The following is a 21805-nucleotide window of genomic DNA, read 5'->3' on the forward strand; positions in this document are numbered from 1 at the left end:
GATACGCGACGGGGGCGCCGGGGGTTCCTGGGGCCGGGTGCTCAGCCCCAGAGGCCGCCCCGGGCGATGCCGAGGTAGAAGCCGATCGCGGAGGCGCCGAGCGTGATCATCAGGACGAAGCGTTCGGCGGTGGTGACCGAGACGAACATGCCCCACAGGCCGGTGACGATCCCGGCCAGGCCGGTCCACGAGCTCAGCAGGTGCAGGTTGTGGAAGAACGAGGTGGTGAAGGCGATCACGCCCAGCACGGCCGTCAGGGCCACCAGGGTGTTCTCGCGGGGGTGCGGGTGGCCGTCGGTGTTCAGCGTGAGGGCGGGCATGCGGTGGACGGACTGGGCCATGTGTCCCACCTCCTGGCGTGGAGACGAACGGGCAGGAATCCCGTTCCGTCCAGATTGCGGCGGTTGGGTCCGTCTCACAACCCCTATGCGTTTTGTTCGGCCGTCCGGGTGCAGGTAGGCTGTGCCGTCTGCACTGGTGTAGTTGTGCCCCCTTGCGCCCTCTTCCGGGTGTCACCCTCTTCCGGGTGAGCGGGGCCCGACTGTCCGACCCGGCCGCTACGGTGGCCGGAGTCGTCACCGCGCCGGTGCCGACGCTACGCACAACCCTCCTGCCACGGAGAGACCGTGGCCGCTGAGTCCAAAGGAGGTGGGTTACTCATGCGTCACTACGAGCTGATGGTCATCCTCGACCCCTCGGTCGAGGAGCGCGCTGTCTCCCCCCTGATCGAGAACTTCCTCACTGTCGTCCGCAACGCCGGCGGCAAGGTGGAGAAGGTCGACACCTGGGGTCGTCGCCGTCTGGCTTACGAGATCAACAAGCAGTCCGAGGGCATCTACTCGGTCATCGACCTCAAGGCCACGCCTGAGGTCGTCAAGGAGCTCGACCGCCAGATGGGCCTGAGCGAGTCGGTTCTGCGGACCAAGGTCCTGCGCCCGGACACCCACTGAGCCACCTCTGAGGCCTTCGGGTCTCGGGTAGCTCGCGTCCGCTGTTTCACGTGAAACAGCGGTGAACGGACATCTTCCCGAGAGGTCATCACCACCATGGCAGGCGAGACCGTCATCACCCTCGTCGGCAATCTCGTCGACGACCCCGAGCTGCGCTTCACCCCGTCGGGTGCGGCGGTCGCGAAGTTCCGCATCGCGTCCACCCCCCGCACCTTCGACCGTCAGACGAACGAGTGGAAGGACGGCGAGAGCCTCTTCCTCACGTGCAACGTCTGGCGGCAGCCGGCGGAGAACGTGGCCGAGTCGCTGCAGCGCGGCATGCGCGTCATCGTGCAGGGCCGACTGCGCCAGCGGTCTTACGAGACCAAGGAAGGCGAGAAGCGGACGGTCTTCGAGGTCGAGGTCGACGAGGTGGGCCCGAGCCTGCGCTCGGCGACCGCGAAGGTCACCCGGGCCAACCGGTCCGGCGCCCCCGGTGGCGGCTTCGGCGGCCAGCAGGGTGGCGGCCAGGGCGGTTGGAACGGCGGCGGTGGCGGCCAGCAGGGCGGCGGCAGCTGGGGTGGAAACTCCGGCGGCGGCCAGTCCGGCCCCTCCGACGACCCGTGGGCGTCCAGCGCTCCGTCCTCCGGTGGAAACCAGGGCGGCGGCGGCTGGGGCGGCGCCCCGTCCGGCGGCGGCTACTCGGAAGAGCCCCCGTTCTAAGAGCTGACAGATTTCGTGCGGCCCGGCCGCAGGCGTCCTCGGACGCCGGTCGGGCCGTGAACCCCAAATGGAGCACACCATGGCGAAGCCGCCTGCTCGCAAGCCGAAGAAGAAGGTTTGCGTCTTCTGCAAGGACAAGGTCAACTACGTTGACTACAAGGACACGAACCTGCTGCGGAAGTACATCTCCGACCGCGGAAAGATCCGTGCCCGCCGTGTCACCGGCAACTGCACCCAGCACCAGCGTGACGTCGCCACGGCCGTGAAGAACAGCCGTGAGATGGCGCTGCTGCCCTACACCAGCACCGCGCGCTAAGAGAGGGTGACCGAGTAATGAAGATCATCCTCACGCACGAGGTTCCGGGTCTCGGCTCCGCCGGCGAGGTCGTCGAGGTCAAGGACGGCTACGCCCGCAACTTCCTGGTCCCGCGTGGCTTCGCCATCCGCTGGACCAAGGGTGGCCAGAAGGACGTCGACGCGATCCGTCGCGCCCGCAAGATCCACGCCATCCAGACCCTTGACGCCGCCAACGACGTCAAGGGCAAGCTCGAGGGCGTCCAGGTCAAGCTGGCCGTCCGCTCGGGCGACGCCGGCCGTCTGTTCGGCTCGGTGACCCAGGCCGACGTCGTCGAGGCCATCAAGGCCGCCGGCGGCCCGGCTGTGGACAAGCGCGCCGTCGCGATCGCCTCGCCGATCAAGACCGTGGGCACCCACAAGGTCTCGGTCAAGCTGCACTCGGACGTCGTGGCCAACCTCGACGTCGCCGTCGTGGCTGCCTGAGTTCCGTAGCACCGGCCCGAGGGCCGGACTCCCCACCGGGAGTCCGGCCCTCGGTCGTTCCCGGGGTCGGTCAGCCGCGCACGGCCCCGGTGACCAGCCAGCGGCCGCCGCGGGCGCGGGCGACCAGGAAGACCGCCCGGACCAGCATGAACAGGTTCATCGCCCACCACAGCCCGGCCAGCCCGGTGCCGGTGGCCGGCACCAGCAGGGCCGCCGGGACGAACACCGCCAGGGTGGCGAGCGCCGCCCGGGCCAGGTACGGGCCGTCCCCGGCGCCCATCAGCACGCCGTCCAGCACGAAGACCAGGCCGGCCACCGGCTGGCAGAGCGCGAGCAGCAGCAGGGCCGTGTGCAGTTGCCCCTGGACCACCGGATCGGGTGTGAACAGCGGGACGTACAGCGGGCGGGCGAGCACCACCAGCAGGCCCAGTACCACCCCGGAGCCCAGGCCCCACTCGACCATCCGCCGGGTGGCCGCACGGGCGCCCGGGACGTCCGAGGCGCCCAGGTAGCGGCCGATGATGGCCTGGCCGGCGATCGCGATGGCGTCCAGCGCGAAGGCCAGGAAGCTGAACAGCGTCATGGCGATCTGGTGCGCGGCCACCTGGTCGTCGCCGAGCCGGGCGGCCACCGCGGTGGCGATCATCAGCACCGCGCGCAGGCTGACCGTGCGCACCAGCAGCGGGCCGCCCGCCCTGGCCCCGGCCCGGATGCCCGCTGGGTCCGGCCGCAGCGAGGCCTGCTCCCGGCGGGCGCCGCGGACCACCACGACCAGGTAGACCCCGGCCATCCCGGTCTGGGTCAGCACGGTGCCCCAGGCCGAGCCGGCCACCCCGAGTCCGGCGCCGTACACCAGGCCGGCGTTCAGGCCGATGTTGGCGGTGAAGCCCGCGACGGCCACCAGCAGTGGCGTACGGGTGTCCTGGAGGCCGCGCAGCACGCCGGTGGCGGCCAGCACCAGCAGCATCGCCGGGATGCCCAGGGAGCTGATCCGCAGGTACGTCACGGCGTACGGCGCCGCGGTGGGCGAGGCGCCCAGCACCTCGGCGGCCCAGGGGGCCAGCAGCAGGGTGAGCAGGACCACCGGGACGGCCAGGCCGACGGCGAGCCAGAGGCCGTCGACGCCCTGCTGGACGGCGCCCCGGCGGTCCCCGGCGCCGATCCGGCGGGCGACCGCGGCGGTGGTGGCGTAGGCGAGGAAGACGAACACCCCGGTCGCGGTGGTGAGGGCGGCCGAGGCGACGCCCACCCCGGCGAGCTGGGGGGTGCCGAGGTGGCCGACGATCGCGGAGTCGGCCATCAGGAACAGCGGCTCGGCGACCAGCGCGCCGAAGGCGGGCACCGCCAGGGCGAGGATCTCGCGGTCGTGGCTGCGTCCGGTGCGGCCGCGTCGGGTGCGGCCGGGCCCGACGGGGCTGCGTCTGGAGGGCTCGGCGGGGGCGGTGCTCATGCGCTCCAGGGTACTCATCCACAGGTAAGAGGCCAATTGCCTATTCAGTCATTACTCGAACCTGTGGGCGGCGAGCTCCGCCCGGTCCGCGCCCACAGCCGTTCGGCAGTGTGTGAAGAATTTCTCATGCACAGGCCTCGGGAGAGGTAATCGCAGGTCAACAGGTTGACGGTGGAGTGATCGTCCGGTTATCCACAGGAGCTTCCACAGGGGTGTCCACAGCTTTGCGGCAGTTCTCCACAGCCGAGGGCCGCTCGTCCACACCCCCTGTGGATAACCGCCTTGGCGCCAGGGCGTCCGGCGCCTTAGCGTGGGCCCTCCACCCGACACTCCCACCGCTCCCGGCGTCCGATTTGTCGGAGCCGTGGCGTACAAAGAGGAGCGACTCCGCTCCACCCAGCCACCGGCAAGGCCCGCTCCAAACTTCGCACCACTCGCTGATCGGGGAACACGCGTGACCGGCCCCCAGTACGACGACCACGACGCCCCGCCGCCGGAGGAGGACTGGCAGAACTCCGAGGACCCCTTCCCGGCCGGTGCCTTCGACGACGCCCCCTTCCCGGACGGTCCCGGCGACCGGCTGCCGGTCACCCGCAACCGCGGTGGCCAGGGCGGCGGCGGTCAGGGCGGTGGCCAGGGCGGCGGCCGGGGCGAGGGCTTCCGCAAGGGCGGCGGCGACTTCAGGGGCGGCAAGAACGGCAAGGGCGGCCGGGACGACCGCCGGGACGACGAGGGCCGGGGCGGCGTCGACGGCTTCGAGCGCGTCCCCCCGCAGGACCTCGCCGCCGAGCAGTCCGTCCTGGGCGGCATGCTGCTGTCCAAGGACGCCATCGCCGACGTGGTCGAGGTGCTCAAGCCGGCCGACTACTACCGGCCCGCGCACGAGATGGTGCACGGCGCGATCCTCGACCTGTACGCCCGCGGCGAGCCAGCCGACCCGATCACCGTGGCCGGCGAGCTCACCAAGCGCGGCGAGCTGCAGCGCGTCGGCGGCGCCGCCTACCTGCACACCCTGGTCAACTCCGTCCCGACCGCGGCCAACGCCGAGTACTACGCCCAGATCGTCGCCGAGCGCGGGGTGCTGCGCCGGCTGGTCGAGGCCGGCACCCGGATCGCCGGCATGGGCTACGCCGCCGAGGGCGACGTGGACGAGATCGTCAACGCCGCCCAGGCGGAGATCTACGCCGTCACCGAGCAGCGCACCAACGAGGACTACGCACCGCTCGCCGACATCATGGAGGGCGCCCTCGACGAGATCGAGGCGATCGGCTCCCGCAACGGCCAGATGTCCGGCGTACCGACCGGCTTCGCCGACTTCGACGCGCTCACCAACGGACTGCACCCCGGCCAGATGATCGTCATCGCGGCCCGCCCCGCGATGGGCAAGTCCACCCTGGCGCTGGACTTCGCCCGGGCCTGTTCGATCCACCACAAGCTGCCGAGCGTGATCTTCTCGCTCGAAATGGGCCGCAACGAGATCGCCATGCGCCTGCTCTCCGCCGAGGCCCGGGTCGCGCTGCACCACATGCGCTCCGGGAACATGACGGACGACGACTGGACGCGGGTCGCCCGCCGGATGCCGGACGTCAGTGAGGCGCCGCTGTTCATCGACGACTCGCCGAACCTGTCGATGATGGAGATCCGGGCCAAGTGCCGCCGGCTCAAGCAGCGCAACGACATCAAGCTGATCGTCATCGACTACCTCCAGCTGATGCAGTCCGGCGGCTCCCGCCGGGCCGAGAACCGCCAGCAGGAGGTCTCGGACATGTCCCGGAACCTCAAGCTGCTGGCCAAGGAGCTGGAAGTCCCGGTCATCGCGCTGTCCCAGCTGAACCGTGGTCCCGAACAGCGCACCGACAAGCGGCCGATGGTCTCCGACCTGCGTGAATCCGGCTCGATCGAGCAGGACGCCGACATGGTCATCCTGCTGCACCGCGAGGACGCCTACGAGAAGGAGTCCCCGCGCGCGGGCGAGGCCGACCTGATCGTCGCCAAGCACCGTAACGGTCCGACCGCGACCATCACGGTGGCCTTCCAGGGCCACTACTCGCGCTTCGTCGACATGACCCGGGACTGACCCCGGACGCCTGCCGGCCGCGGCCCGGCCCCGATCCGGGGCCGGGCCGTCGGCTCAGAACCAGTTCAGGCAGTGCGGGGTGCGCTCGGCGCGGAACAGGGCGTCGGCCAGGGCGGCCGCCTCCGGGCGGTGGGCCCGGATGTGCCCGGCCCGTACCAGCGTGCTCACCGGGGTGCCGCCGAGGTAGACGGCGCCGAGGTCCCGGACGTCCAGCGAGAGGTCGGGCTCCCGGTCGGTCGGGACGCACTCGGCCCTGCCGTCCCGGACGGTCAGCAGGTGGCGGGCGCGCTCGCCGAGGAACGGGTCGTCGACGTCGAGGACCAGCTCGCCGTCGGTGAGCCAGCCGCGCGCGGTCAGCGCCCGGGGGACGTCCAGCAGCCGGACCCAGAGCCATTCGGTGCTGTTGCCCACCTGGGCGGCGCCGAAGTCCGCGAGCTGCCAGCGCAGCGGGTGCTCGGCCGGGAAGTGCTTGAACACGACCTGCTCGACCAGGTCGTGCCCGAGCAGGAACCGGGTCAGCGCCGAGGTGACGGCGTCGTCCACGGCGATGGTCTCGTCGACCGTCAGGGTGCTCCCGTCCAGCGAGTAGCTGGCGTAGCCGTCCGGGGCGCCGTCGGCATCCCGGTGGAGGGCGATGTAGCGCGGCGCGGCGGTGACCGGGGGCTGGCCCGCGCGCCGGGCCCACCAGCGGTGCGGGCGGGAGAGTGCGCCGGGCTGGGCGCGGCGGTACCGGTCGTAGAGCTCCTCCAGGAGGTCCTGGCAGTCGGCGCGCCGCAGTACCTCGACCGACCCGGTGGCCGCGGCGCCGGCCCGCGGCGCGGCGAGGGCGGCCCGGCGGCGCGGCACCGTCAGCCGCCCGGTGTACGTGGCCGGGCCGTAGCCGAACCGGCCGTAGATCACGGGCTCGGAGGCCAGCAGCACGGAGAGGAACTCGCCGCGGGCCCGCAGGTCGGCGAGCTGGCGCCGCATCATCGCGGTCAGCACGCCCTGGCGGCGGTGGGTGGGCAGGACACCGACGTAGCTCACCCCGGAGACCGGGGTGACGGCGCCGCCGGGCAGGGTGAGCTCGAAGGAGTAGGCGCCGGCGGTGCCGACCGGACGGCCGTCGGGCGCCACCGCGAGCAGGCCGCGCTCCGGTTCGATCGCCGACCACCAGACCCCGCCGCCGTCCTCGGCCGGGGTTTCCGGGAAGCGGCCGAACGCGGCGTGGACGGTCTCGACGAGGACGTCGAGGTCCTTCTCGGTCGTGGAACGGATTTCCATCGCTGTTGTGCCCTCCCCTGGGTGCGGCCCCACGGTTCGTGGCGCCCGCGACAGTCCAGCGGTGACCGGCGGTCGGGGCAAGCGGGTTTCCGACCGGTCCGCCGCACCGCGCCGCACCGGACCCGTCCGGTGCGGCGGCGGATCAGGCGCGGATCAAGCGCGGATCAGACCGTGACGGTGGCGCGGAAGAGCGTGCCGGCCGTGCCGGAGAGCCGGGTCGGGGCGCCGGTGGCCGGGAGGAAGGCGGACTGGCCGCGGGCCAGGTCCAGCACCTCGCCGTCGGCGGCGATGAGCCGTACGGCACCCTCGGTGCAGAGCAGGATCTGCGGGGTGCGGCCGTCGATCTCCCGCTCCGTGCCGTCCAGTTCGAAGCGGGACAGCCGGAACTCGTCGATCGGGACGGGGTAGAGCTGCTCGCCGGGGGTGGAGTCGACCCGGACGGGGTGCACCAGCTCGGGGGCGCCGGGCTCGAAGAGCACGACCTTCAGCAGCTCCGGGACATCGATGTGCTTGGGGGTGAGGCCGGCCCGCAGCACGTTGTCCGAGTTGGCCTGCAGCTCCACGCAGACGCCGGACAGGTAGGCGTGCGGCACCCCGGCGCCCAGGTAGAGCGCCTCGCCGGCCCGCAGCCGGAAGTGGTTGAGCAGCATGCCCGCGATCACGCCGCGGTCGTCCGGGAAGTCCTCGGCGATCCGGGCGTACGGGGCGTGCTCGCCGTCCCGGTCCGTCCCGGCCAGCGCGGCGACGGTCTCCCGGACGGTCCGCTCGGCGGTCGCGTCGTCCATGGTGAGCAGGGCGGCCAGCGCGCCGCGCAGCGCCTCGGCCTCCGCCTCGGCGCCGGCACCCTCCCCGACCGTCAGCAGCGCGATCAGCGGGTCCAGCCCGGGCACCCCGAGGGCGGCCATCAGCGCGGCCGCGTCGGCGGGTCGGCGGAAGCCGCACAGGCCTTCGAACTCGCCCAGCGCGCACACCATTTCGGGCTTGTGGTTGTCGTCGCGGTAGCTCCGCCCCGGGGCGTCCAGCGGGATGCCGAGGGCGTTCTCGGAAGCGAAGCCGGCCCGGGCCTGGTCCAGGGTGGGGTGGGCCTGGATGGACAGCGGGAGGCCCGCGGTGAGCACCTTGAACAGGAACGGCAGGCCGGGGCCGAACCGGGCCACGCTCGCCGCGCCGAGCTCGCCCTCGGGGTCGGCCGCGATCAGCTCGTCGAGTCGCCGCGGACCGTCGCCGCGGTCGGCGCGGGACGGGTCGCCGGGGTGGGCGCCCATCCACAGCTCGGCCTGCGGTTCGCCGGTCGGTTCCTGGCCCAGCAGCTCGGGCAGGGCCGTGAGCGACCCCCAGGCGTACGGGCGGACGGTGTTGACGAGCCTGTCCATGCGCGCGGTCCTACTCCTTCGCTGACGGGGCGGCCCCCGGACGTCCCGAGTCCGGATCGCCGGTGCGGGCCCGCCGGTGCGGGCGGTCCGGGCACGGGCAAGGGCATCGACCCTAGCCGACGGTGGTCGCCCGCGGGGAAACGGTGGGCATCCGGTGGGAGTGCAGTGGTCCGACCGGCGGTTCCCGGGCGCGGTAGTAGGATGCCAGGACGCAGTAGTCTCCGCCCCCCGCAGCATTCCCCACCGTGGTCATCCCGTCGGCGGGCTGTCGGCGGGGCCGCGTTCCAGAGTGCGGGCGACGGTGTTCTGACACTCCCCGCCATCGGCCGAGAGGTTTGTACGTGACCGTGAACCAGCAGAGTTTTGCTGATCTCGGCAGGGTCCTGGTGATCATCCCGACCTACAACGAGGCGGAGAACGTCGAGCGGATCGTCGGCCGGGTCCGTGCCGCGGTGCCCGAGGCCCACGTGCTGGTCGCCGACGACAACAGCCCCGACGGCACCGGCGAGCTGGCCGACAAGCTGGCCGCCGAGGACGGGAACGTCCAGGTCATGCACCGCAAGGGCAAGGAGGGCCTGGGGGCCGCCTACCTCGCGGGCTTCCGCTGGGGCATCGACAACGGCTACGACGTCCTGGTCGAGATGGACGCGGACGGCTCGCACCAGCCCGAGGAACTGGACCGGCTGCTGAGCGCGCTGCGCGGCGCCGACCTGGTGCTCGGCTCGCGCTGGGTGCCGGGCGGCCGGGTGGTGAACTGGCCGAAGTCGCGCCTGCTGCTCTCGCGCGGCGGCTCGACCTACTCGCGGCTGATGCTGGGCGTGCCGATCCGGGACGTCACCGGCGGCTACCGGGCCTTCCGCAAGGAGACCCTGCTGGGCCTGGGCATGGACGAGGTGGCCTCGGCCGGGTACTGCTTCCAGGTCGACCTGGCCTGGCGCACGGTGAAGGCCGGCTTCAAGGTCGCCGAGGTGCCGATCACCTTCGTCGAGCGCGAGCTCGGCGCCTCCAAGATGAGCCGCAACATCGTGGTCGAGGCGCTCTGGCGGGTGACCTCCTGGGGCCTCGCCGACCGGGTCGCCCGGGTGCGCGGCGGCGCCGCGAAGCGCTGATCCGCAGCTGATCGTGAGGAGGGCCCGTCCGCCGGGGAACGGCGGACGGGCCCTTCGTCGTACCCGGAGGCGGGTTCGTGCCCGGCGGGCGGGCCGGGGGCCGGCCGGTCAGCAGCCGCCCTTGAGGGCGCTCTCCGGCAGGTAGCGGTCGGCCCAGACGGCCAGTTCGGTGAGGGCCGGCTTCAGGGCGACGCCGCCCTCGGTGAGCCGGTAGCTGACCCGCAGCGGGGGGCCGGGGTCGACCTCGCGGACGACCAGCCCGGCCTCGGTCAGTTCGGTCAGCCGGTCGGAGAGCATCCGCTCGCTGATGCCCGGGACGGCGCGGCGCAGCTCGGAGAAGTAGGCCGGGCCACCGTTGTTGAGCACGCCCAGCAGCATGCCGGTCCAGCGCTTGCCGAGCAGGATGAACACCCGGTTGAGGGCCAGGTCGACGGTGCGGCAGCCGCCGCGGACCGCAGGGGCGGTGCACGCGTCGACCGCGGTCGGGACTGCGTCGGTCACTACCTCGTGCTCGGCCATGGATCCAGCGTACTCGATTCGGCACTAGTGACTATAGAAAAGTAAGCTGCTACTGTACTTGCAGCTGCAGAGGAAAAGGCAGCTACTAATACTCTGGAGGCCAGCCATGCCCACGCTCCTGCACATCGACTCCTCGGCGGTCACCGACGGTTCCGTCTCCCGCGAGGTCACGGCCGCCTTCCGGGCCGCCTGGGAGGCCGAGCACCCCGGCGGCACCGTGATCCACCACGACCTCGCCGCCGACCCGATCCCGCACCTGGACGGCCACGGCATCGCCGCCGGATTCGCCCCCGCCGAGACCCACACCGCCGAGCAGGCCGCCGCCTTCGCGCTGCGCGAGAAGCTGATCGTCGAGCTGGAGACCGCCGACGCGGTGCTGATCGGCGCCCCGATGTACAACTTCACGATCCCGTCGACCCTCAAGGCCTGGCTGGACCACGTGATCCTGATGGGCCGCACGGCCGGCGAGAACCCCTCCGCCAAGGGCACCCCGGTCACCGTGGTCGCCTCCCGCGGCGGCTCCTACGCGCCCGGCGCCCCGCGCGAGCCCTTCGAGTTCGTCACCACCTACCTGGAGAAGGTGCTGGCCGGCGGACTCGGGCTGGAGGTCGACTTCATCGTCCCGGAGTTCACCCTCGCGGCCGCCGTCCCCGCGCTGGCCGAGTTCGTCCCGGTCGCCGCCGAGTCCAAGGCCAAGGCCCTGGAGCTGGCCGCCGCCCGGGGCAAGGAGCTCGCCGCGCGGGCCGCGGTGTGACGTGCGTCTGAAGGCGCGCCCCGCCGGGCGCGCCTTCCGCGCAATCGGCGGCCGGTGCTCCCATGCTGTAGGGCGCAGGAAGTCCGACCGCCGACCAGAGGGAGCAGCCCGTGACGACGTCCCCGCCCGAGGAGAGCGCCGGCGCGGAACGGGTGGACGCCGAGCCCGTCGCGGCCGGGGCCCCCGGCGGCGCCGAACGGCCCGCCCCGCCACTGGAGGTCGCCGTCTTCACCGGGCCCGAATCGGCCTTCTTCACCACCTCCACGCTGATCCTCGGTGAACAGAGCGCGATCCTGGTGGACGCCCAGCTCACCCGCAGCGCCGGGCGCGAACTGGCCGAATGGGTCGCGGGCAAGGGCCGCCGGCTGCTCGCCATCCTGGTCACCCACCAGCACCCGGACCACTACTTCGGTGCCGAGGAGGTGCTCCGGCTCTTCCCGGACGCCCAGCTGCTGGCCGCCCCGGCGGTGGTCGAGGGCATCCGGCGCACCGTCGCGGCGAAGGTCGCCCAGTGGAAGCCGGTCTACGGCGACGACATCCCCGACCACCCGCTGGTCCCTGCCCCGCTGCTGCCGCAGCCGCTGATGCTCGACCGCCAGGTCATCCCGGTGCTGCTGCTCGGCCAGGCCGACTGCGGGGAGTCCACGGTCGTCCACGTGCCGAGCATCCGGACCGTGATCGCCGGGGACTTCGTCTGCAACGGCACCCACGTGTGGACCGCCGACACCACCCCGGCGCAGCGCACCACCTGGGGCCACAACCTCGGCCGGATCGCCGACCTCGGCGTGGACCGGGTGATCGCCGGGCACCGCGCCCCCGAGCAGGGCGACGACGCGGCCCGGGTGCTCGCCTTCACCGGGGAGTACCTGCGGGACTTCGACCGGCTGCTGGCCGAGCACCCGGACGACCCGGAGGCCCTGGTCACGGCGATGAACGAGCGGTACGGGGAGCTGACCCTGCCGTCCTTCCTGGACCTGGGCGCGGCGGCCAACACCGCCCGGCCCGCCGCCGCACCCGCCGCCGGCTCGGCGCCGGACGAGGACCGGGACGAGGACACCGCCGAGGACCAGGACGCCGACGGGGCGGACGGGTAGGGCGGGATACTGGCCGCATGACGACGCCGTACGACGTGATCGTCCCGGCGGGCGGTGCGGCCCGGAGGCTGGGCGGCGTCGACAAGCCCGGCCTGACCGTCGGCGAGACCACCCTGCTGGACCGGGTGCTCGCCGCCTGCGCCGGCGCCCGGACCACCGTGGTGGTCGGCCCCGCCCGCCCCACCGCGTACGAGGGCGTCCGCTGGACCAGGGAGCAGCCGCCCGGCGGCGGGCCGGTCGCCGCCGTCGCGGCCGGGCTCGAGCTGGTCACCGCGGACACCGTGCTGCTGCTCGCCGCCGACCTGCCCTTCCTGGACCGCCGCACGGTGGACCGGCTGGTCACCGCCCTCGACCGGGCCGACCGGCACACCGGAGCCGCCGTGCTGGTCGACGCGGGCGGCCGCGACCAGCCGCTCACCGCCGCCTACCGCACCGCCCCGCTGCGCGCCGCGCTCGCCGGGCTCGGCGACCCGGCCGGGCAGCCGCTGCGCCGCCTGGTCGGCGGGCTGGCCGGGCTGCGCGTCGCCGACACGGACAACGTCGCGTACGACTGCGACACCTGGGAGGACCTGGAGCAGGCCCGGGAACGGGAGAGGTCCTGAGCCGGCCCCGCCCGGACTCCTGAGCGGGGCTCACCGGGCCCGCCCCCGGGGCGGGCGGGAAGCGACGCGCGCCGCACACGGGGCGGACGCACCGGGGAAACCGCTGATCGGGCAGCATGGGCGCATGGAGCGCACGCTGGAAGACTGGATCGCCGAGGTCAAGGCCGACCTGGGCATCGACCTGGACGTGGACGTCCGGGGACTGCTCGACACGGCCCGGGTGGTCGCGCACGGAGTGGCCCGGCCCGCCGCGCCGCTGACCGCTTTCCTGATCGGCTACGCGGCCGCGCAGCAGGGCGGCGGGTCGGAGGCCGTCGCCGAGGCGGCCCGGCGGACCTCGGCGCTCGCCGAGCGGTGGAAGCCGGCCGACGGCCCGGGGGAGCCGTGAGCGGGGCCGGACGGACCGCCGTGGCCGCCCCCGCCTCGTCTCCCGCCCCCGCTCCCGGACCTGCTCCCGGACCCGGCGTGCTGAGCTGGTCGCGCGCCCGGGAGGCCGCGCGCCGGGCCGGGCTGCGGCCGCTGCCGGTGGTCAGGCTGCCGCTGGCCGAGACGCTCGGCCACGTCCTCGCCGAACCGCTCGGCGCGCTCACCGACCTGCCCGCCTTCGACACCTCCGCGATGGACGGCTGGGCGGTCGCCGGACCGGGCCCCTGGCAGGTCACCGGCCGGGTGCTGGCCGGTCGCACCGAGGTGGCGCCGCTGGCCGACGGCAACGCCGTGGAGATCGCCACCGGGGCCCAACTGCCGCCCGGCGCAACGGCCGTGCTGCGCCGCGAACACGGACGGACGGAGGGCGCGCTGCTGCGCGACCGCGGTCCGCAGCAGCTGACCACCGGCCAGGACGTCCGCCCGCGCGGCCAGGAGTGCCGCCGGGGCGAGGAGTTGTTGCCCGCCGGGACGGTGGTCGGTCCCGCGGTGCTCGGCCTGGCCGCCGCCTGCGGCCATGACCGGCTCGCCGTGCGCCGCCGACCGGCGGTCCAACTGCTGGTGCTCGGAGACGAGTTGCTCGACACCGGGATCCCCGGGCCGGGACTGGTCCGGGACGCACTGGGCCCGCTGCTGCCGCCCTGGCTGCGGGCGGCCGGTGCCGAGGTGGCCGAAGTCCGTTGCGTCCTGGACGACTTCGGGCTGCTGCGGGACGCCCTGCGGCACTCCACCGCCGACATCGTGGTCACCACCGGCGGGACGGCGGCCGGCCCGGTGGACTTCCTGCACCGGGCGCTCGCCGAGGCCGGCGCCCGACTGCTGGTGGACGGCGTGGCCGTCCGGCCCGGACACCCCATGCTGCTGGCCGAACTCCCCGGCGGGCGCCACCTGGTGGGCCTGCCGGGCAACCCGCTGGCCGCCGTGGCCGGCATGGTCACCCTGGCCCTGCCGCTGCTGCACGCCCGCGGCGGCCGGGCCGGCACCGCCCCCGTGCTCGCCGTGGCGGCCGTCCCGCTGCCCGGGCACCCGGTGGACACCCGGCTGCAGCCGGTGCGGCGCACCGCCGCGGGCGTGGTGCCGCTCGCCTTCGACGGGCCCGCGATGCTGCGCGGCCTCGCCCGGGCCGAGGCACTGGCCGTCGTGCCGCCCGGCGGGGCGGGTGCGGGGGAGACCGTCGAGCTGGTGGAGGCGCCGTGAGCGGGCCGCGGGAGTACGTCCGGTCGGCGGGCGCGGGAGAGGTGGGCGGATGAGTCGGCTCAGGCGCATCTCGGCGCCGGGGACGGAGCCGTGGGCGGACGCCGGGATCGTGCTGCCCGCCCGGCGGAGCGCGCCCGCCGTCCGGCAGGTCGGCTCGCGGCTGCTGCTCGCGCTGGCCGTGCTGGTCGCCACCTCGGTGATCGTCTACCTCGATCGGGCCGGCTACCACGACAACGCGGGCGGCGAGCTCAGCTTCCTGGATGCGGCGTACTACGCCACCGTGACGCTCTCCACCACCGGCTACGGCGACATCACCCCGTACAGCGACGGCGCCCGGCTCGCCAACATCCTCGTGATCACCCCGCTGCGCGTGGTGTTCCTGATCATCCTGGTCGGCACCACGCTGGAGGTGCTCACCGAACGGACCCGCCTGCAATGGCGGTTGAACCGCTGGAGGTCCACCGTGCGTGAGCACACCGTCGTCGTCGGGTTCGGGACGAAGGGGCGCAGCGCCGTCGACACCCTGCTCGGGCAGGGGGTGAAGGCGGAGGAGATCGTCGTCGTCGACCCGCAGCGCAAGGTGATCGAGCACGCCTCGCAGCACGGCCTGGTCGGGGTGGTCGGCGACGCGACCCGGACCGACACCCTGGTGCGGGCCGCCGTCCCCGCCGCGGCCCGGATCGTCGTCGCCCCGGAACGGGACGACACGGCGGTGCTGATCACCCTGACGGTCCGGCAGCTGAACAAGGGCGCCACCGTTGTCGCGGCCGTGCGGGAGGACGAGAACGCACCGCTGCTGCGGCAGAGCGGCGCCGACGTCGTGGTCACCAGCTCCAGTTCGGCCGGGCGGCTGCTCGGGCTGTCGATGCTCAGCCCGCACGCCGGGGCGGTGATGGAGGACCTGCTGACGTACGGGAACGGGCTGGACGTGGTCGAGCGCCCGGTCACCCGGGCCGAGGCGGGGCACAGTCCGCGCGAGTGCGAGGAACTGGTGGTCGCGGTGGTGCGGGGCCGGCGGGTGCTCAACTACACCGAGCCGGAGGCCGCCGTGCTGCAGCTCACCGACCGGGTGATCGTCATCAAGTCGGCCGCGCGGGGCGGGGCCTGAGCTCCGGACCGGCGTGACGCGCAGTAGGTTCGGGGCATGCATGCGATGACGATTCCCGTACCCGGCGGTCCCGAGGCACTGGTGTGGGCCGAGGTCCCCGACCCGGTGCCCGGCGAGGGCGAGGTCCTGGTCGAGGTGGCGGCCACCGCCGTCAACCGCGCCGACCTGCTCCAGCGGCAGGGCTTCTACAACCCGCCGCCCGGCGCCTCGCCCTACCCCGGGCTGGAGTGCGCCGGGCGGATCGTCGCCCTGGGCCCGGGCGTGGCCGGCTGGGCCGTCGGCGACGAGGTGTGCGCGCTGCTGGCCGGCGGCGGCTACGCCCAGCGGGTCGCGGTGCCGAGCGGACAGCTGCTGCCGCTGCCGAAGGGGCTGAGTCCCGAGCAGGCCGCGGCGCTGCCGGAGGTGGCCTGCACGGTGTGGTCCAACGTCTTCCTCACCGCGCACCTGCGGCCGGGCGAGACGGTGCTGCTGCACGGCGGCGCCAGCGGGATCGGGACGATGGCGATCCAGCTGGCCAAGGCGGTCGGCGCCCGGGTCGCGGTGACGGCGGGCAGCGCGGCGAAGCTGGCCCGCTGCACCGAGCTGGGTGCGGACATCGCGATCGACTACCGCGAGCAGGACTTCGTCGAGGTGCTCCGGGAGGCCACCGACGGGGCCGGGGCGGACGTGATCCTGGACATCATGGGCGCCAAGTACCTCCAGCGGAACGTGGAGGCGCTGGCCGTCAACGGCCGACTGGTGATCATCGGGCTGCAGGGCGGGGTGAAGGGCGAGCTCGACCTCAACACGCTGCTGCGCAAGCGGGCGGCGGTGATCGCCACCAACCTGCGCGGGCGGCCGCTGGCCGAGAAGGCGGCGATCGTGGCGGCGGTGCGGGAGCACGTGTGGCCGTTGGTCGAGTCCGGGGTGGTGAAGCCGGTGGTGGACCGGGTGCTGCCGTTGACCGCGGTCGCCGACGCGCACCGGGTGCTGGAGGCGGGGGAGCAGTTCGGGAAGGTCGTGCTGACGGTCTGAGCCGGGCCGCAGCGGTGTCCGGCGTGCCAGGGTGTTCGAAATGCCGGGATTGTCGGACTGTGTGAGGCTGGTGCGGAGCTGTCCCGCCGCCGAACCCGCCCCGGGCGCGTTCGGCCGTCGGAAGGACTCCGACCGTGGCCGCACCCCCGCACGTCGTCCTCGGGCCGCTGCCCGCCTCGCTCCACCACCGGCGTGACCGCTGCGTCCGCCGGGTCCGCCGCGCCGGTCGGACCGGTCGGACCCGGCGGCTGTTCGCGGCGGCCGTGCTGGGGCTGACACTCCCGCTGGCCGCCGCGACCGTCGCGGTCGCGGCCCCCACCCCGGGCGCCGCAGCCCCGGCGGACGCCCGGGCGGACGCGCCGGGGCCCGGGGCGTCCGCCGACGCGCCGGGGCCGGGGGCCGATGACGAGCAGGCGGACCAGCCCGACCAGGCCGGCCAGCCCGACCAGGCCGGCCAGCCCGACCAGGCCGGCCAGGCCGACCGGCCCGACCAGGCCGGGCCCTGGCCGAACGCGGCGCCGCCGCAGCACTCGGTGCCCGAGCGGTCACGCCCGGACCTCGCCGGACTCCGGGCGCACCGCCACCGGCCGGCCGCGGCGCTGGAGCGGCCGGACACGGCCGTGGAGCAGGCCTCCGGCCAGGTGCCGGACCGGGCTCCCGACCAGGCGCCGGACCAGGCCGTCGACCGGTCGCCGGTGCAGGCCCCGGACCAGGACGTCACGGCCGACCAGCCGGACCCGGCCGCGGACGCCCCGGCACCCGCCGGTGACGAGGACACCGTCACGACGGCCGCCCAGCCCGTGGCCGCCGCGGCCGTCCCCGCGCTCCTCCCCGCCCGCTGGCAGGACCCCTCCACACTCCAGCTGCCGCTGGGTGTGGGCCTGGGGTTGATCGGCTGCGGCCTGGGGCTGGTGGGTCTGCGGCTGCGGAAGGGCTGAGCCGGCGGCCCGGGGCCCGGCGGCGTGGAGATTCGGTGCGGGTTCGCGGGGGACGCGCCCGGTGCGACGGGTGGGTTTCGCGGGGTGCCGGGGGAGGTGCTGTGTGCGACCGGGGTGGCGGGGGAGCCGGCGGCCCGGCGGGGGCGGACGGGCGGGTCGGGGCGGGAGCCGAGTACCCGTACGGATTCCCGGGCGGGCCGCGGGGGCGTACCGTCGTCACGGTTGGCGCAGGCCGGCGGGACGCACGGGGGCTTCCGCCCGACCAACCCCAGTGAGAGAGAATGTTGTTCATGACGAATCCGATGAACGAGCGCTCGTCGCAGGAGCCCTTCCGGGCCGCCGGCGGGCAGTCGCAGGACGGCCAGAAGGTGCTGATCGTCGGACCGGACGGACTGCCGGTGGGCCAGGGGTTCGCCGGAGCGCCGATCGAGGGGGACGAGGACGCGGACGTGCCGCGTGAGCTTCCGGTGACCGAGATGGTCGAGCAGCCCGCCAAGGTCATGCGCATCGGCAGCATGATCAAGCAGCTGCTGGAGGAAGTCCGGGCGGCGCCCCTCGACGAGGCCAGCCGGGTCCGGTTGAAGGACATCCACGCCAGCTCGATCAAGGAGCTGGAGCTCGGGCTGGCCCCGGAGCTGGTCGCCGAGCTGGAGCGGCTCTCGCTGCCGTTCACCGACGACACCATCCCGACCGAGGCCGAGCTGCGGATCGCCCAGGCCCAGCTGGTGGGGTGGCTTGAGGGCCTCTTCCACGGAATCCAGACCGCCCTGTTCGCCCAGCAGATGGCCGCGCGGGCGCAGCTGGAGCAGATGCGGCGCGCGCTGCCGCCCGGTCTGAACGGCGGCGAGCCGGACGAGGAGGAGCCGGGCCAGGGCCGCGGCATCCGTTCCGGCCCGTACCTGTAGGCCCGGCGGGCCCCGCCGGACCCGGACCCGGTCCCCGGGCCGGACGTACCACGACGATCCGCCCCGGGCCGGGGCGCCGGAACCCGGCGCCGACGGTCCGGGGGCAGGATCGGCCCTGGGCCGATCACCGTCGGCGGAAGCCGATACCCTGACCCCTGTCGCTGGCCGGTCGAGCCGCCGCGACAGGGTTCGCCGGGCCAGCGGGCCGGGCCCACCACGCACGGACGAGACCGAACGTCACGGTTGCGGCGGCACCACCGCGCCGAGGGGGAGCAGAGGACCATGAGCGAGCACGGCAACGCGGCGGCCGAGGGCTTCTCCCTGGGCAACGGCCGCTATGTGCTGCAGCGGCTGCTGGGCGAGGGCGGCATGGCTTCCGTGCACCTCGCGTACGACAGCGTGCTGGACCGGCAGGTCGCGCTGAAGAGCATGCACAGCGAGCTGGGCCGGGACGACTCGTTCAAGGAGCGGTTCCGCCGCGAGGCCCAGGCGGTGGCCCGGCTGGAGCACCCGAACATCGTCACGGTGTACGACAGCGGCGAGGACGTCGCCCCCGACGGCTCCAGCACGCCGTACATCGTCATGCAGCTGATCGACGGCAAGGGCCTGCGCGAGGCGATCAACGAGGCGGTCGCCCAGTACGGCGCGATGCCGACCGACGAGGCCCTGCGGGTCATCGTCGGCGTGCTGAACGCGCTGGAGGCCTCGCACGACATGGCCCTGGTGCACCGCGACATCAAGCCCGGCAACGTCATGTTCGACCGCAAGGGCAACGTCAAGGTCATGGACTTCGGCATCGCCCGGGCGCTGGAGTCCGGCGTCACGTCGATGACCCAGACCGGCATGGTGGTCGGCACCCCGCAGTACCTGTCGCCCGAGCAGGCGCTCGGCAAGCCGGTGGACGCCCGCTCCGACCTGTACTCGGTCGGCGTGATGCTCTTCGAGATGCTCACCGGCCAGCTGGTCTTCGACGGCGACTCGGCCTTCTCGATCGCCTACAAGCACGTCCAGGAGGAGCCGCCGGCGGCCTCCAGCCTCAACCGGTCGATCACCCCGGCGGTGGACGCCTTCGTGGCGCAGGCGCTGCGCAAGGACCCGGCGCACCGGTTCCAGAGCGCGGCCGCGATGCGGGACGAGGCGGAGCGGCTGATCGCCGAGCTGAAGGGCGGCGGCGCCGGGCACGCGCTGCAGGCCAGCTCCCCGCTGGTGATCAAGGAGGGTCCGCGCTCGGTGCACGCGACTCCGCAGGCGCCGCAGACCCCGCACCCGTTCCCGCAGCAGCAGCCGCAGTACCAGACCCCGCCGCCGGCCTACCAGACGCCGCAGCCGCAGTACCGGACCCCGCCGCCGCAGCCGCAGTACCAGACCCCGCCGCCGCAGCCCCAGTACCAGACCCCGCCGCCCGCGTACCAGACCCCGCGCCCGCAGGCCCCGCACACGCCGCAGCCCTTCCAGCGGCCGATGCACACCCCGGGCCCGCAGCCGATGCCGCCGTACCAGCAGCCGAAGCCCAGCGGCGGCGGCTGCTCCACGGCCTTCGTGGTCATCGCGATCATCGTCGGCGTGCTGGTGCTGGCGGGCATCATCATCGCGATCGTGGTCAACAAGGCACAGAACAACACCAACGGCAAGTTCCACTCCGAGCGCCCGGCCGCGGTCGTGGTGGTGGGCCCGCAGGTCGACCGGGGCGGTCTGCTCTGACCGTTTCCCGCCGCTTCGCGCGTGTCACGGGTGCGCGTCGGAAGCGGTAGCGTTCGGGGATACGTAAGCGACAGGGCACCGCGAATCCGAGCGAACGCCCGGGGCGAGGAGCGATGGCACAGACGCAGCAGCCGGGCGACGAGTCGGGTGCCCGGGCGGACGGACGGACCGGCGGCACGCCGAGGATCCCCGAGCCGGGCAGCGAAGCCGCGACCTCCGCGCTGCCGCCGTTCGGCGGCCAGCAGACCCCGGGCCGCGGGGTGCCGATGGGCACGGTCGGCGACGGCCGCTACCGGCTGACCCACCGGCTCGGCCGCGGCGGCATGGCCGAGGTGTTCGCCGCCGAGGACGTGCGGCTGGGCCGCACCGTCGCGGTCAAGCTGCTGCGCGGCGAGCTGGCGCAGGACGACATCGCCCGGGTGCGCTTCACCCGCGAGGCACACGCCGTCGCGGCCCTCAACCACCACTCGATCGTCTCGGTCTACGACACCGGCGAGGAGTACGTCGGGGACGAGTCCACGCCGTACATCGTGATGGAGCTGGTCGAGGGCCGGACGGTCCGCGAGCTGCTGGCGGACGAGGCGCCGCCGCCGGTCGACCAGGCGCTGATCATCATCGCCGGGGTGCTGGAGGCGCTGGCCTACAGCCACCGCAACGGCATCGTGCACCGCGACATCAAGCCCGCCAACGTGATCATCACCAACGCCGGCGCGGTCAAGGTGATGGACTTCGGCATCGCCCGGGCGCTGACCGGCGGGGCCACCACGATGACCCAGACCGGCATGGTCATGGGCACCCCGCAGTACCTGTCGCCCGAGCAGGCGCTCGGCAAGGCCGTCGACCACCGGTCCGACCTGTACGCGGCCGGCTGCATGCTCTTCGAACTGCTCACGCTGCGCCCGCCGTTCACCGGCGACACCCCGCTCTCGGTGGTCTACCAGCACGTCCAGGACCCGCCGGTGCCGCCCTCGCAGGCCAACAGCCGGGTGCCGGTCGGCCTGGACCCGCTGGTGCTGCGCTCGCTCGCCAAGAACCCGGACGACCGCTTCCAGGACGCCGACGAGTTCCGCGCCCACCTGCAGCACGCGCTGCGTGAGATGCACGGCGCGGCCGGGGCCGGCTGGGTCGGCGCGGGCACCGGGATGCCCGGCGACACCGGGGCCACCCAGGTGCTCCGGCCGGACCAGGCCGCGGCCACCCAGGCCTTCGGCGCGGTCGGCGCCGGCGACCAGACCTCGATGCTGCCGTACCCCACGGGCGGCCCGCACAGCCCCTCCGGGTACCAGGGCGGCGGCGGGTACGGCGGTGGCGGCGACGATGACCACCACGATGACCACGACGGCCGCCGACGCGGCCCCTGGGGCTGGGTGGCCGGCGGGATCGCCGTGCTGGTCGCGGCCGGGGCCGGGATCGCCTTCGCGCTGAGCGGCGGTGACGTGAAGACGCCGGTCGTGCCGAGCACGCCCGAGCCGGCGGTCAGCACCGTCGAGTCGACCACGCCGAACCAGAACGGCCAGCCGACCCAGCCGCCGTCGACCTCCGGCAGTCGTCGGCCGACGCTGCCGGCGACCGGTACCGGCGGCGGTGGCATCGGCGGGGGCGGTGGGGACAACAACATGTCGCCGTCGCCGAGTACGGGCAGGCACTCGGCGTCGCCGACCACGACGCCGAGCCACACGTCGTCCGCCACCGCGACCTCGACCGGCGGGGCCAGCTCCTCGGCGTCGGCGCCGCCCGGTGACGGTGGCAGCTCGTCCACCCCGAAGCCGCCGGCTCCGACGACGAAGCCGACCGGCGGCGGTGGCATCGGCGGGCCCACGCTGCCTGCCGGCGGCGGCTGACG

At 74.0% G+C, this 21805-nt stretch carries 20 protein-coding genes and 2 pseudogenes; 17 read left to right on the forward strand and 5 right to left on the reverse strand.

Features of this window, described 5'->3' with window-relative positions:
* Window positions 1–41: 41 nt before the first annotated feature.
* On the reverse strand, window positions 42–341 hold the full coding sequence (locus ABTY61_RS21160; RefSeq protein WP_350506555.1) for a hypothetical protein: 300 nt from the start codon (window positions 339–341) through the stop codon (window positions 42–44).
* Window positions 342–659: 318 nt separating this feature from the next.
* On the opposite strand from ABTY61_RS21160, the gene rpsF reads away from it, so the two are divergent.
* From rpsF to rplI, 4 genes are all read left to right on the forward strand, one after another.
* Entirely contained in the window at window positions 660–950 is a 291-nt protein-coding gene (rpsF, locus tag ABTY61_RS21165; RefSeq protein WP_350506556.1) for a 30S ribosomal protein S6, read from the forward strand.
* A gap of 96 nt (window positions 951–1046) precedes the next feature.
* Window positions 1047–1652 carry a single-stranded DNA-binding protein gene (locus tag ABTY61_RS21170; RefSeq protein WP_350506557.1) on the forward strand — a complete coding sequence of 202 codons (606 nt, stop codon included), beginning with the start codon at window positions 1047–1049 and terminating at the stop codon, window positions 1650–1652.
* 79 nt (window positions 1653–1731) lie between these two features.
* Complete coding sequence (rpsR, locus tag ABTY61_RS21175) at window positions 1732–1968, forward strand: 30S ribosomal protein S18 (RefSeq protein WP_030059640.1); 237 nt, start codon at window positions 1732–1734, stop codon at window positions 1966–1968.
* Between the two features lie 17 nt (window positions 1969–1985).
* The gene (gene rplI, locus ABTY61_RS21180) at window positions 1986–2432 is read left to right on the forward strand and encodes a 50S ribosomal protein L9 (protein ID WP_350506558.1); all 447 of its coding nucleotides are present in this window, start codon (window positions 1986–1988) and stop codon (window positions 2430–2432) included.
* A 70-nt stretch (window positions 2433–2502) separates the two neighbouring features.
* Here the strand turns inward: rplI and ABTY61_RS21185 are convergent, their stop codons facing one another.
* A complete protein-coding gene (locus ABTY61_RS21185) occupies window positions 2503–3882 on the reverse strand; it encodes an MATE family efflux transporter (protein ID WP_350506559.1) in 1380 nt (459 codons plus the stop codon).
* Window positions 3883–4462: 580 nt separating this feature from the next.
* Between ABTY61_RS21185 and dnaB the strand changes: the two genes are divergently transcribed.
* Window positions 4463–5959, forward strand: coding sequence for a replicative DNA helicase (gene dnaB / locus ABTY61_RS21190; RefSeq protein ID WP_350506642.1), 1497 nt, complete (start codon window positions 4463–4465; stop codon window positions 5957–5959).
* A gap of 54 nt (window positions 5960–6013) precedes the next feature.
* On the opposite strand, the gene ABTY61_RS21195 is transcribed toward dnaB, so the two are convergent.
* On the reverse strand, window positions 6014–7222 hold the full coding sequence (locus tag ABTY61_RS21195; protein WP_350506560.1) for a GNAT family N-acetyltransferase: 1209 nt from the start codon (window positions 7220–7222) through the stop codon (window positions 6014–6016).
* 164 nt (window positions 7223–7386) lie between these two features.
* A complete protein-coding gene (gene manA, locus ABTY61_RS21200) occupies window positions 7387–8595 on the reverse strand; it encodes a mannose-6-phosphate isomerase, class I (protein ID WP_350506561.1) in 1209 nt (402 codons plus the stop codon).
* A gap of 341 nt (window positions 8596–8936) precedes the next feature.
* On the opposite strand from manA, the gene ABTY61_RS21205 reads away from it, so the two are divergent.
* Window positions 8937–9704, forward strand: coding sequence for a polyprenol monophosphomannose synthase (locus ABTY61_RS21205; RefSeq protein WP_350506562.1), 768 nt, complete (start codon window positions 8937–8939; stop codon window positions 9702–9704).
* Between the two features lie 108 nt (window positions 9705–9812).
* Here ABTY61_RS21205 and ABTY61_RS21210 read toward each other — a convergent pair whose 3' ends face one another.
* Window positions 9813–10223 carry a winged helix-turn-helix transcriptional regulator gene (locus ABTY61_RS21210; protein ID WP_350506563.1) on the reverse strand — a complete coding sequence of 137 codons (411 nt, stop codon included), beginning with the start codon at window positions 10221–10223 and terminating at the stop codon, window positions 9813–9815.
* A 106-nt stretch (window positions 10224–10329) separates the two neighbouring features.
* Between ABTY61_RS21210 and ABTY61_RS21215 the strand changes: the two genes are divergently transcribed.
* The 11 genes and pseudogenes from ABTY61_RS21215 to ABTY61_RS21260 all read left to right on the forward strand — a co-directional run bounded on the left by ABTY61_RS21215 (window position 10330) and on the right by ABTY61_RS21260 (window position 21803).
* A complete protein-coding gene (locus tag ABTY61_RS21215) occupies window positions 10330–10977 on the forward strand; it encodes an FMN-dependent NADH-azoreductase (protein WP_350506564.1) in 648 nt (215 codons plus the stop codon).
* Between the two features lie 110 nt (window positions 10978–11087).
* The gene (locus ABTY61_RS21220) at window positions 11088–12071 is read left to right on the forward strand and encodes an MBL fold metallo-hydrolase (RefSeq protein WP_350506565.1); all 984 of its coding nucleotides are present in this window, start codon (window positions 11088–11090) and stop codon (window positions 12069–12071) included.
* A gap of 17 nt (window positions 12072–12088) precedes the next feature.
* Window positions 12089–12665: pseudogene (gene mobA, locus ABTY61_RS42010) on the forward strand (molybdenum cofactor guanylyltransferase); the annotation flags it as partial.
* Window positions 12666–12809: 144 nt separating this feature from the next.
* Window positions 12810–13061 (forward strand): annotated as a pseudogene (locus ABTY61_RS42015) (DUF6457 domain-containing protein); the annotation flags it as partial.
* An 80-nt stretch (window positions 13062–13141) separates the two neighbouring features.
* Window positions 13142–14296 carry a molybdopterin molybdotransferase MoeA gene (locus ABTY61_RS21230; protein ID WP_350506643.1) on the forward strand — a complete coding sequence of 385 codons (1155 nt, stop codon included), beginning with the start codon at window positions 13142–13144 and terminating at the stop codon, window positions 14294–14296.
* Window positions 14297–14345: 49 nt separating this feature from the next.
* Window positions 14346–15404 carry a potassium channel family protein gene (locus ABTY61_RS21235; RefSeq protein WP_350506566.1) on the forward strand — a complete coding sequence of 353 codons (1059 nt, stop codon included), beginning with the start codon at window positions 14346–14348 and terminating at the stop codon, window positions 15402–15404.
* Between the two features lie 36 nt (window positions 15405–15440).
* Entirely contained in the window at window positions 15441–16418 is a 978-nt protein-coding gene (locus ABTY61_RS21240) for an NAD(P)H-quinone oxidoreductase (protein ID WP_350506567.1), read from the forward strand.
* 134 nt (window positions 16419–16552) lie between these two features.
* Window positions 16553–17356, forward strand: coding sequence for a hypothetical protein (locus ABTY61_RS21245; protein ID WP_350506568.1), 804 nt, complete (start codon window positions 16553–16555; stop codon window positions 17354–17356).
* A gap of 290 nt (window positions 17357–17646) precedes the next feature.
* Window positions 17647–18261: a bacterial proteasome activator family protein gene (locus tag ABTY61_RS21250; protein WP_350506569.1), complete on the forward strand. Its 615-nt coding sequence runs from the start codon at window positions 17647–17649 to the stop codon at window positions 18259–18261.
* Window positions 18262–18543: 282 nt separating this feature from the next.
* Window positions 18544–19962 carry a protein kinase domain-containing protein gene (locus ABTY61_RS21255; RefSeq protein ID WP_350506570.1) on the forward strand — a complete coding sequence of 473 codons (1419 nt, stop codon included), beginning with the start codon at window positions 18544–18546 and terminating at the stop codon, window positions 19960–19962.
* A gap of 113 nt (window positions 19963–20075) precedes the next feature.
* Entirely contained in the window at window positions 20076–21803 is a 1728-nt protein-coding gene (locus ABTY61_RS21260; protein WP_502895385.1) for a protein kinase domain-containing protein, read from the forward strand.
* Window positions 21804–21805 lie beyond the last annotated feature (2 nt).

It is taken from the genome of Kitasatospora sp. NPDC096128 (assembly GCF_040303105.1).
Lineage (GTDB): Bacteria > Actinomycetota > Actinomycetes > Streptomycetales > Streptomycetaceae > Kitasatospora.

What these genes read in the sequence shown, in the direction of transcription:
- ABTY61_RS21170 (WP_350506557.1), top strand. Translation starts at nt 1,047, where the DNA reads ATGGCAGGCGAGACCGTCATCACCCTCGTCGGCAATCTCGTCGACGAC.
- rpsF (WP_350506556.1), top strand. Translation starts at nt 660, where the DNA reads ATGCGTCACTACGAGCTGATGGTCATCCTCGACCCCTCGGTCGAGGAG.
- ABTY61_RS21215 (WP_350506564.1), top strand. Translation starts at nt 10,330, where the DNA reads ATGCCCACGCTCCTGCACATCGACTCCTCGGCGGTCACCGACGGTTCC.
- ABTY61_RS21160 (WP_350506555.1), bottom strand. Translation starts at nt 341, where the DNA reads ATGGCCCAGTCCGTCCACCGCATGCCCGCCCTCACGCTGAACACCGAC.
- rpsR (WP_030059640.1), top strand. Translation starts at nt 1,732, where the DNA reads ATGGCGAAGCCGCCTGCTCGCAAGCCGAAGAAGAAGGTTTGCGTCTTC.
- ABTY61_RS21235 (WP_350506566.1), top strand. Translation starts at nt 14,346, where the DNA reads ATGAGTCGGCTCAGGCGCATCTCGGCGCCGGGGACGGAGCCGTGGGCG.
- rplI (WP_350506558.1), top strand. Translation starts at nt 1,986, where the DNA reads ATGAAGATCATCCTCACGCACGAGGTTCCGGGTCTCGGCTCCGCCGGC.
- ABTY61_RS21260 (WP_502895385.1), top strand. Translation starts at nt 20,076, where the DNA reads ATGGCACAGACGCAGCAGCCGGGCGACGAGTCGGGTGCCCGGGCGGAC.
- ABTY61_RS21195 (WP_350506560.1), bottom strand. Translation starts at nt 7,222, where the DNA reads ATGGAAATCCGTTCCACGACCGAGAAGGACCTCGACGTCCTCGTCGAG.
- ABTY61_RS21185 (WP_350506559.1), bottom strand. Translation starts at nt 3,882, where the DNA reads ATGAGCACCGCCCCCGCCGAGCCCTCCAGACGCAGCCCCGTCGGGCCC.
- ABTY61_RS21255 (WP_350506570.1), top strand. Translation starts at nt 18,544, where the DNA reads ATGAGCGAGCACGGCAACGCGGCGGCCGAGGGCTTCTCCCTGGGCAAC.
- ABTY61_RS21250 (WP_350506569.1), top strand. Translation starts at nt 17,647, where the DNA reads ATGACGAATCCGATGAACGAGCGCTCGTCGCAGGAGCCCTTCCGGGCC.
- manA (WP_350506561.1), bottom strand. Translation starts at nt 8,595, where the DNA reads ATGGACAGGCTCGTCAACACCGTCCGCCCGTACGCCTGGGGGTCGCTC.
- ABTY61_RS21240 (WP_350506567.1), top strand. Translation starts at nt 15,441, where the DNA reads ATGCATGCGATGACGATTCCCGTACCCGGCGGTCCCGAGGCACTGGTG.
- ABTY61_RS21210 (WP_350506563.1), bottom strand. Translation starts at nt 10,223, where the DNA reads ATGGCCGAGCACGAGGTAGTGACCGACGCAGTCCCGACCGCGGTCGAC.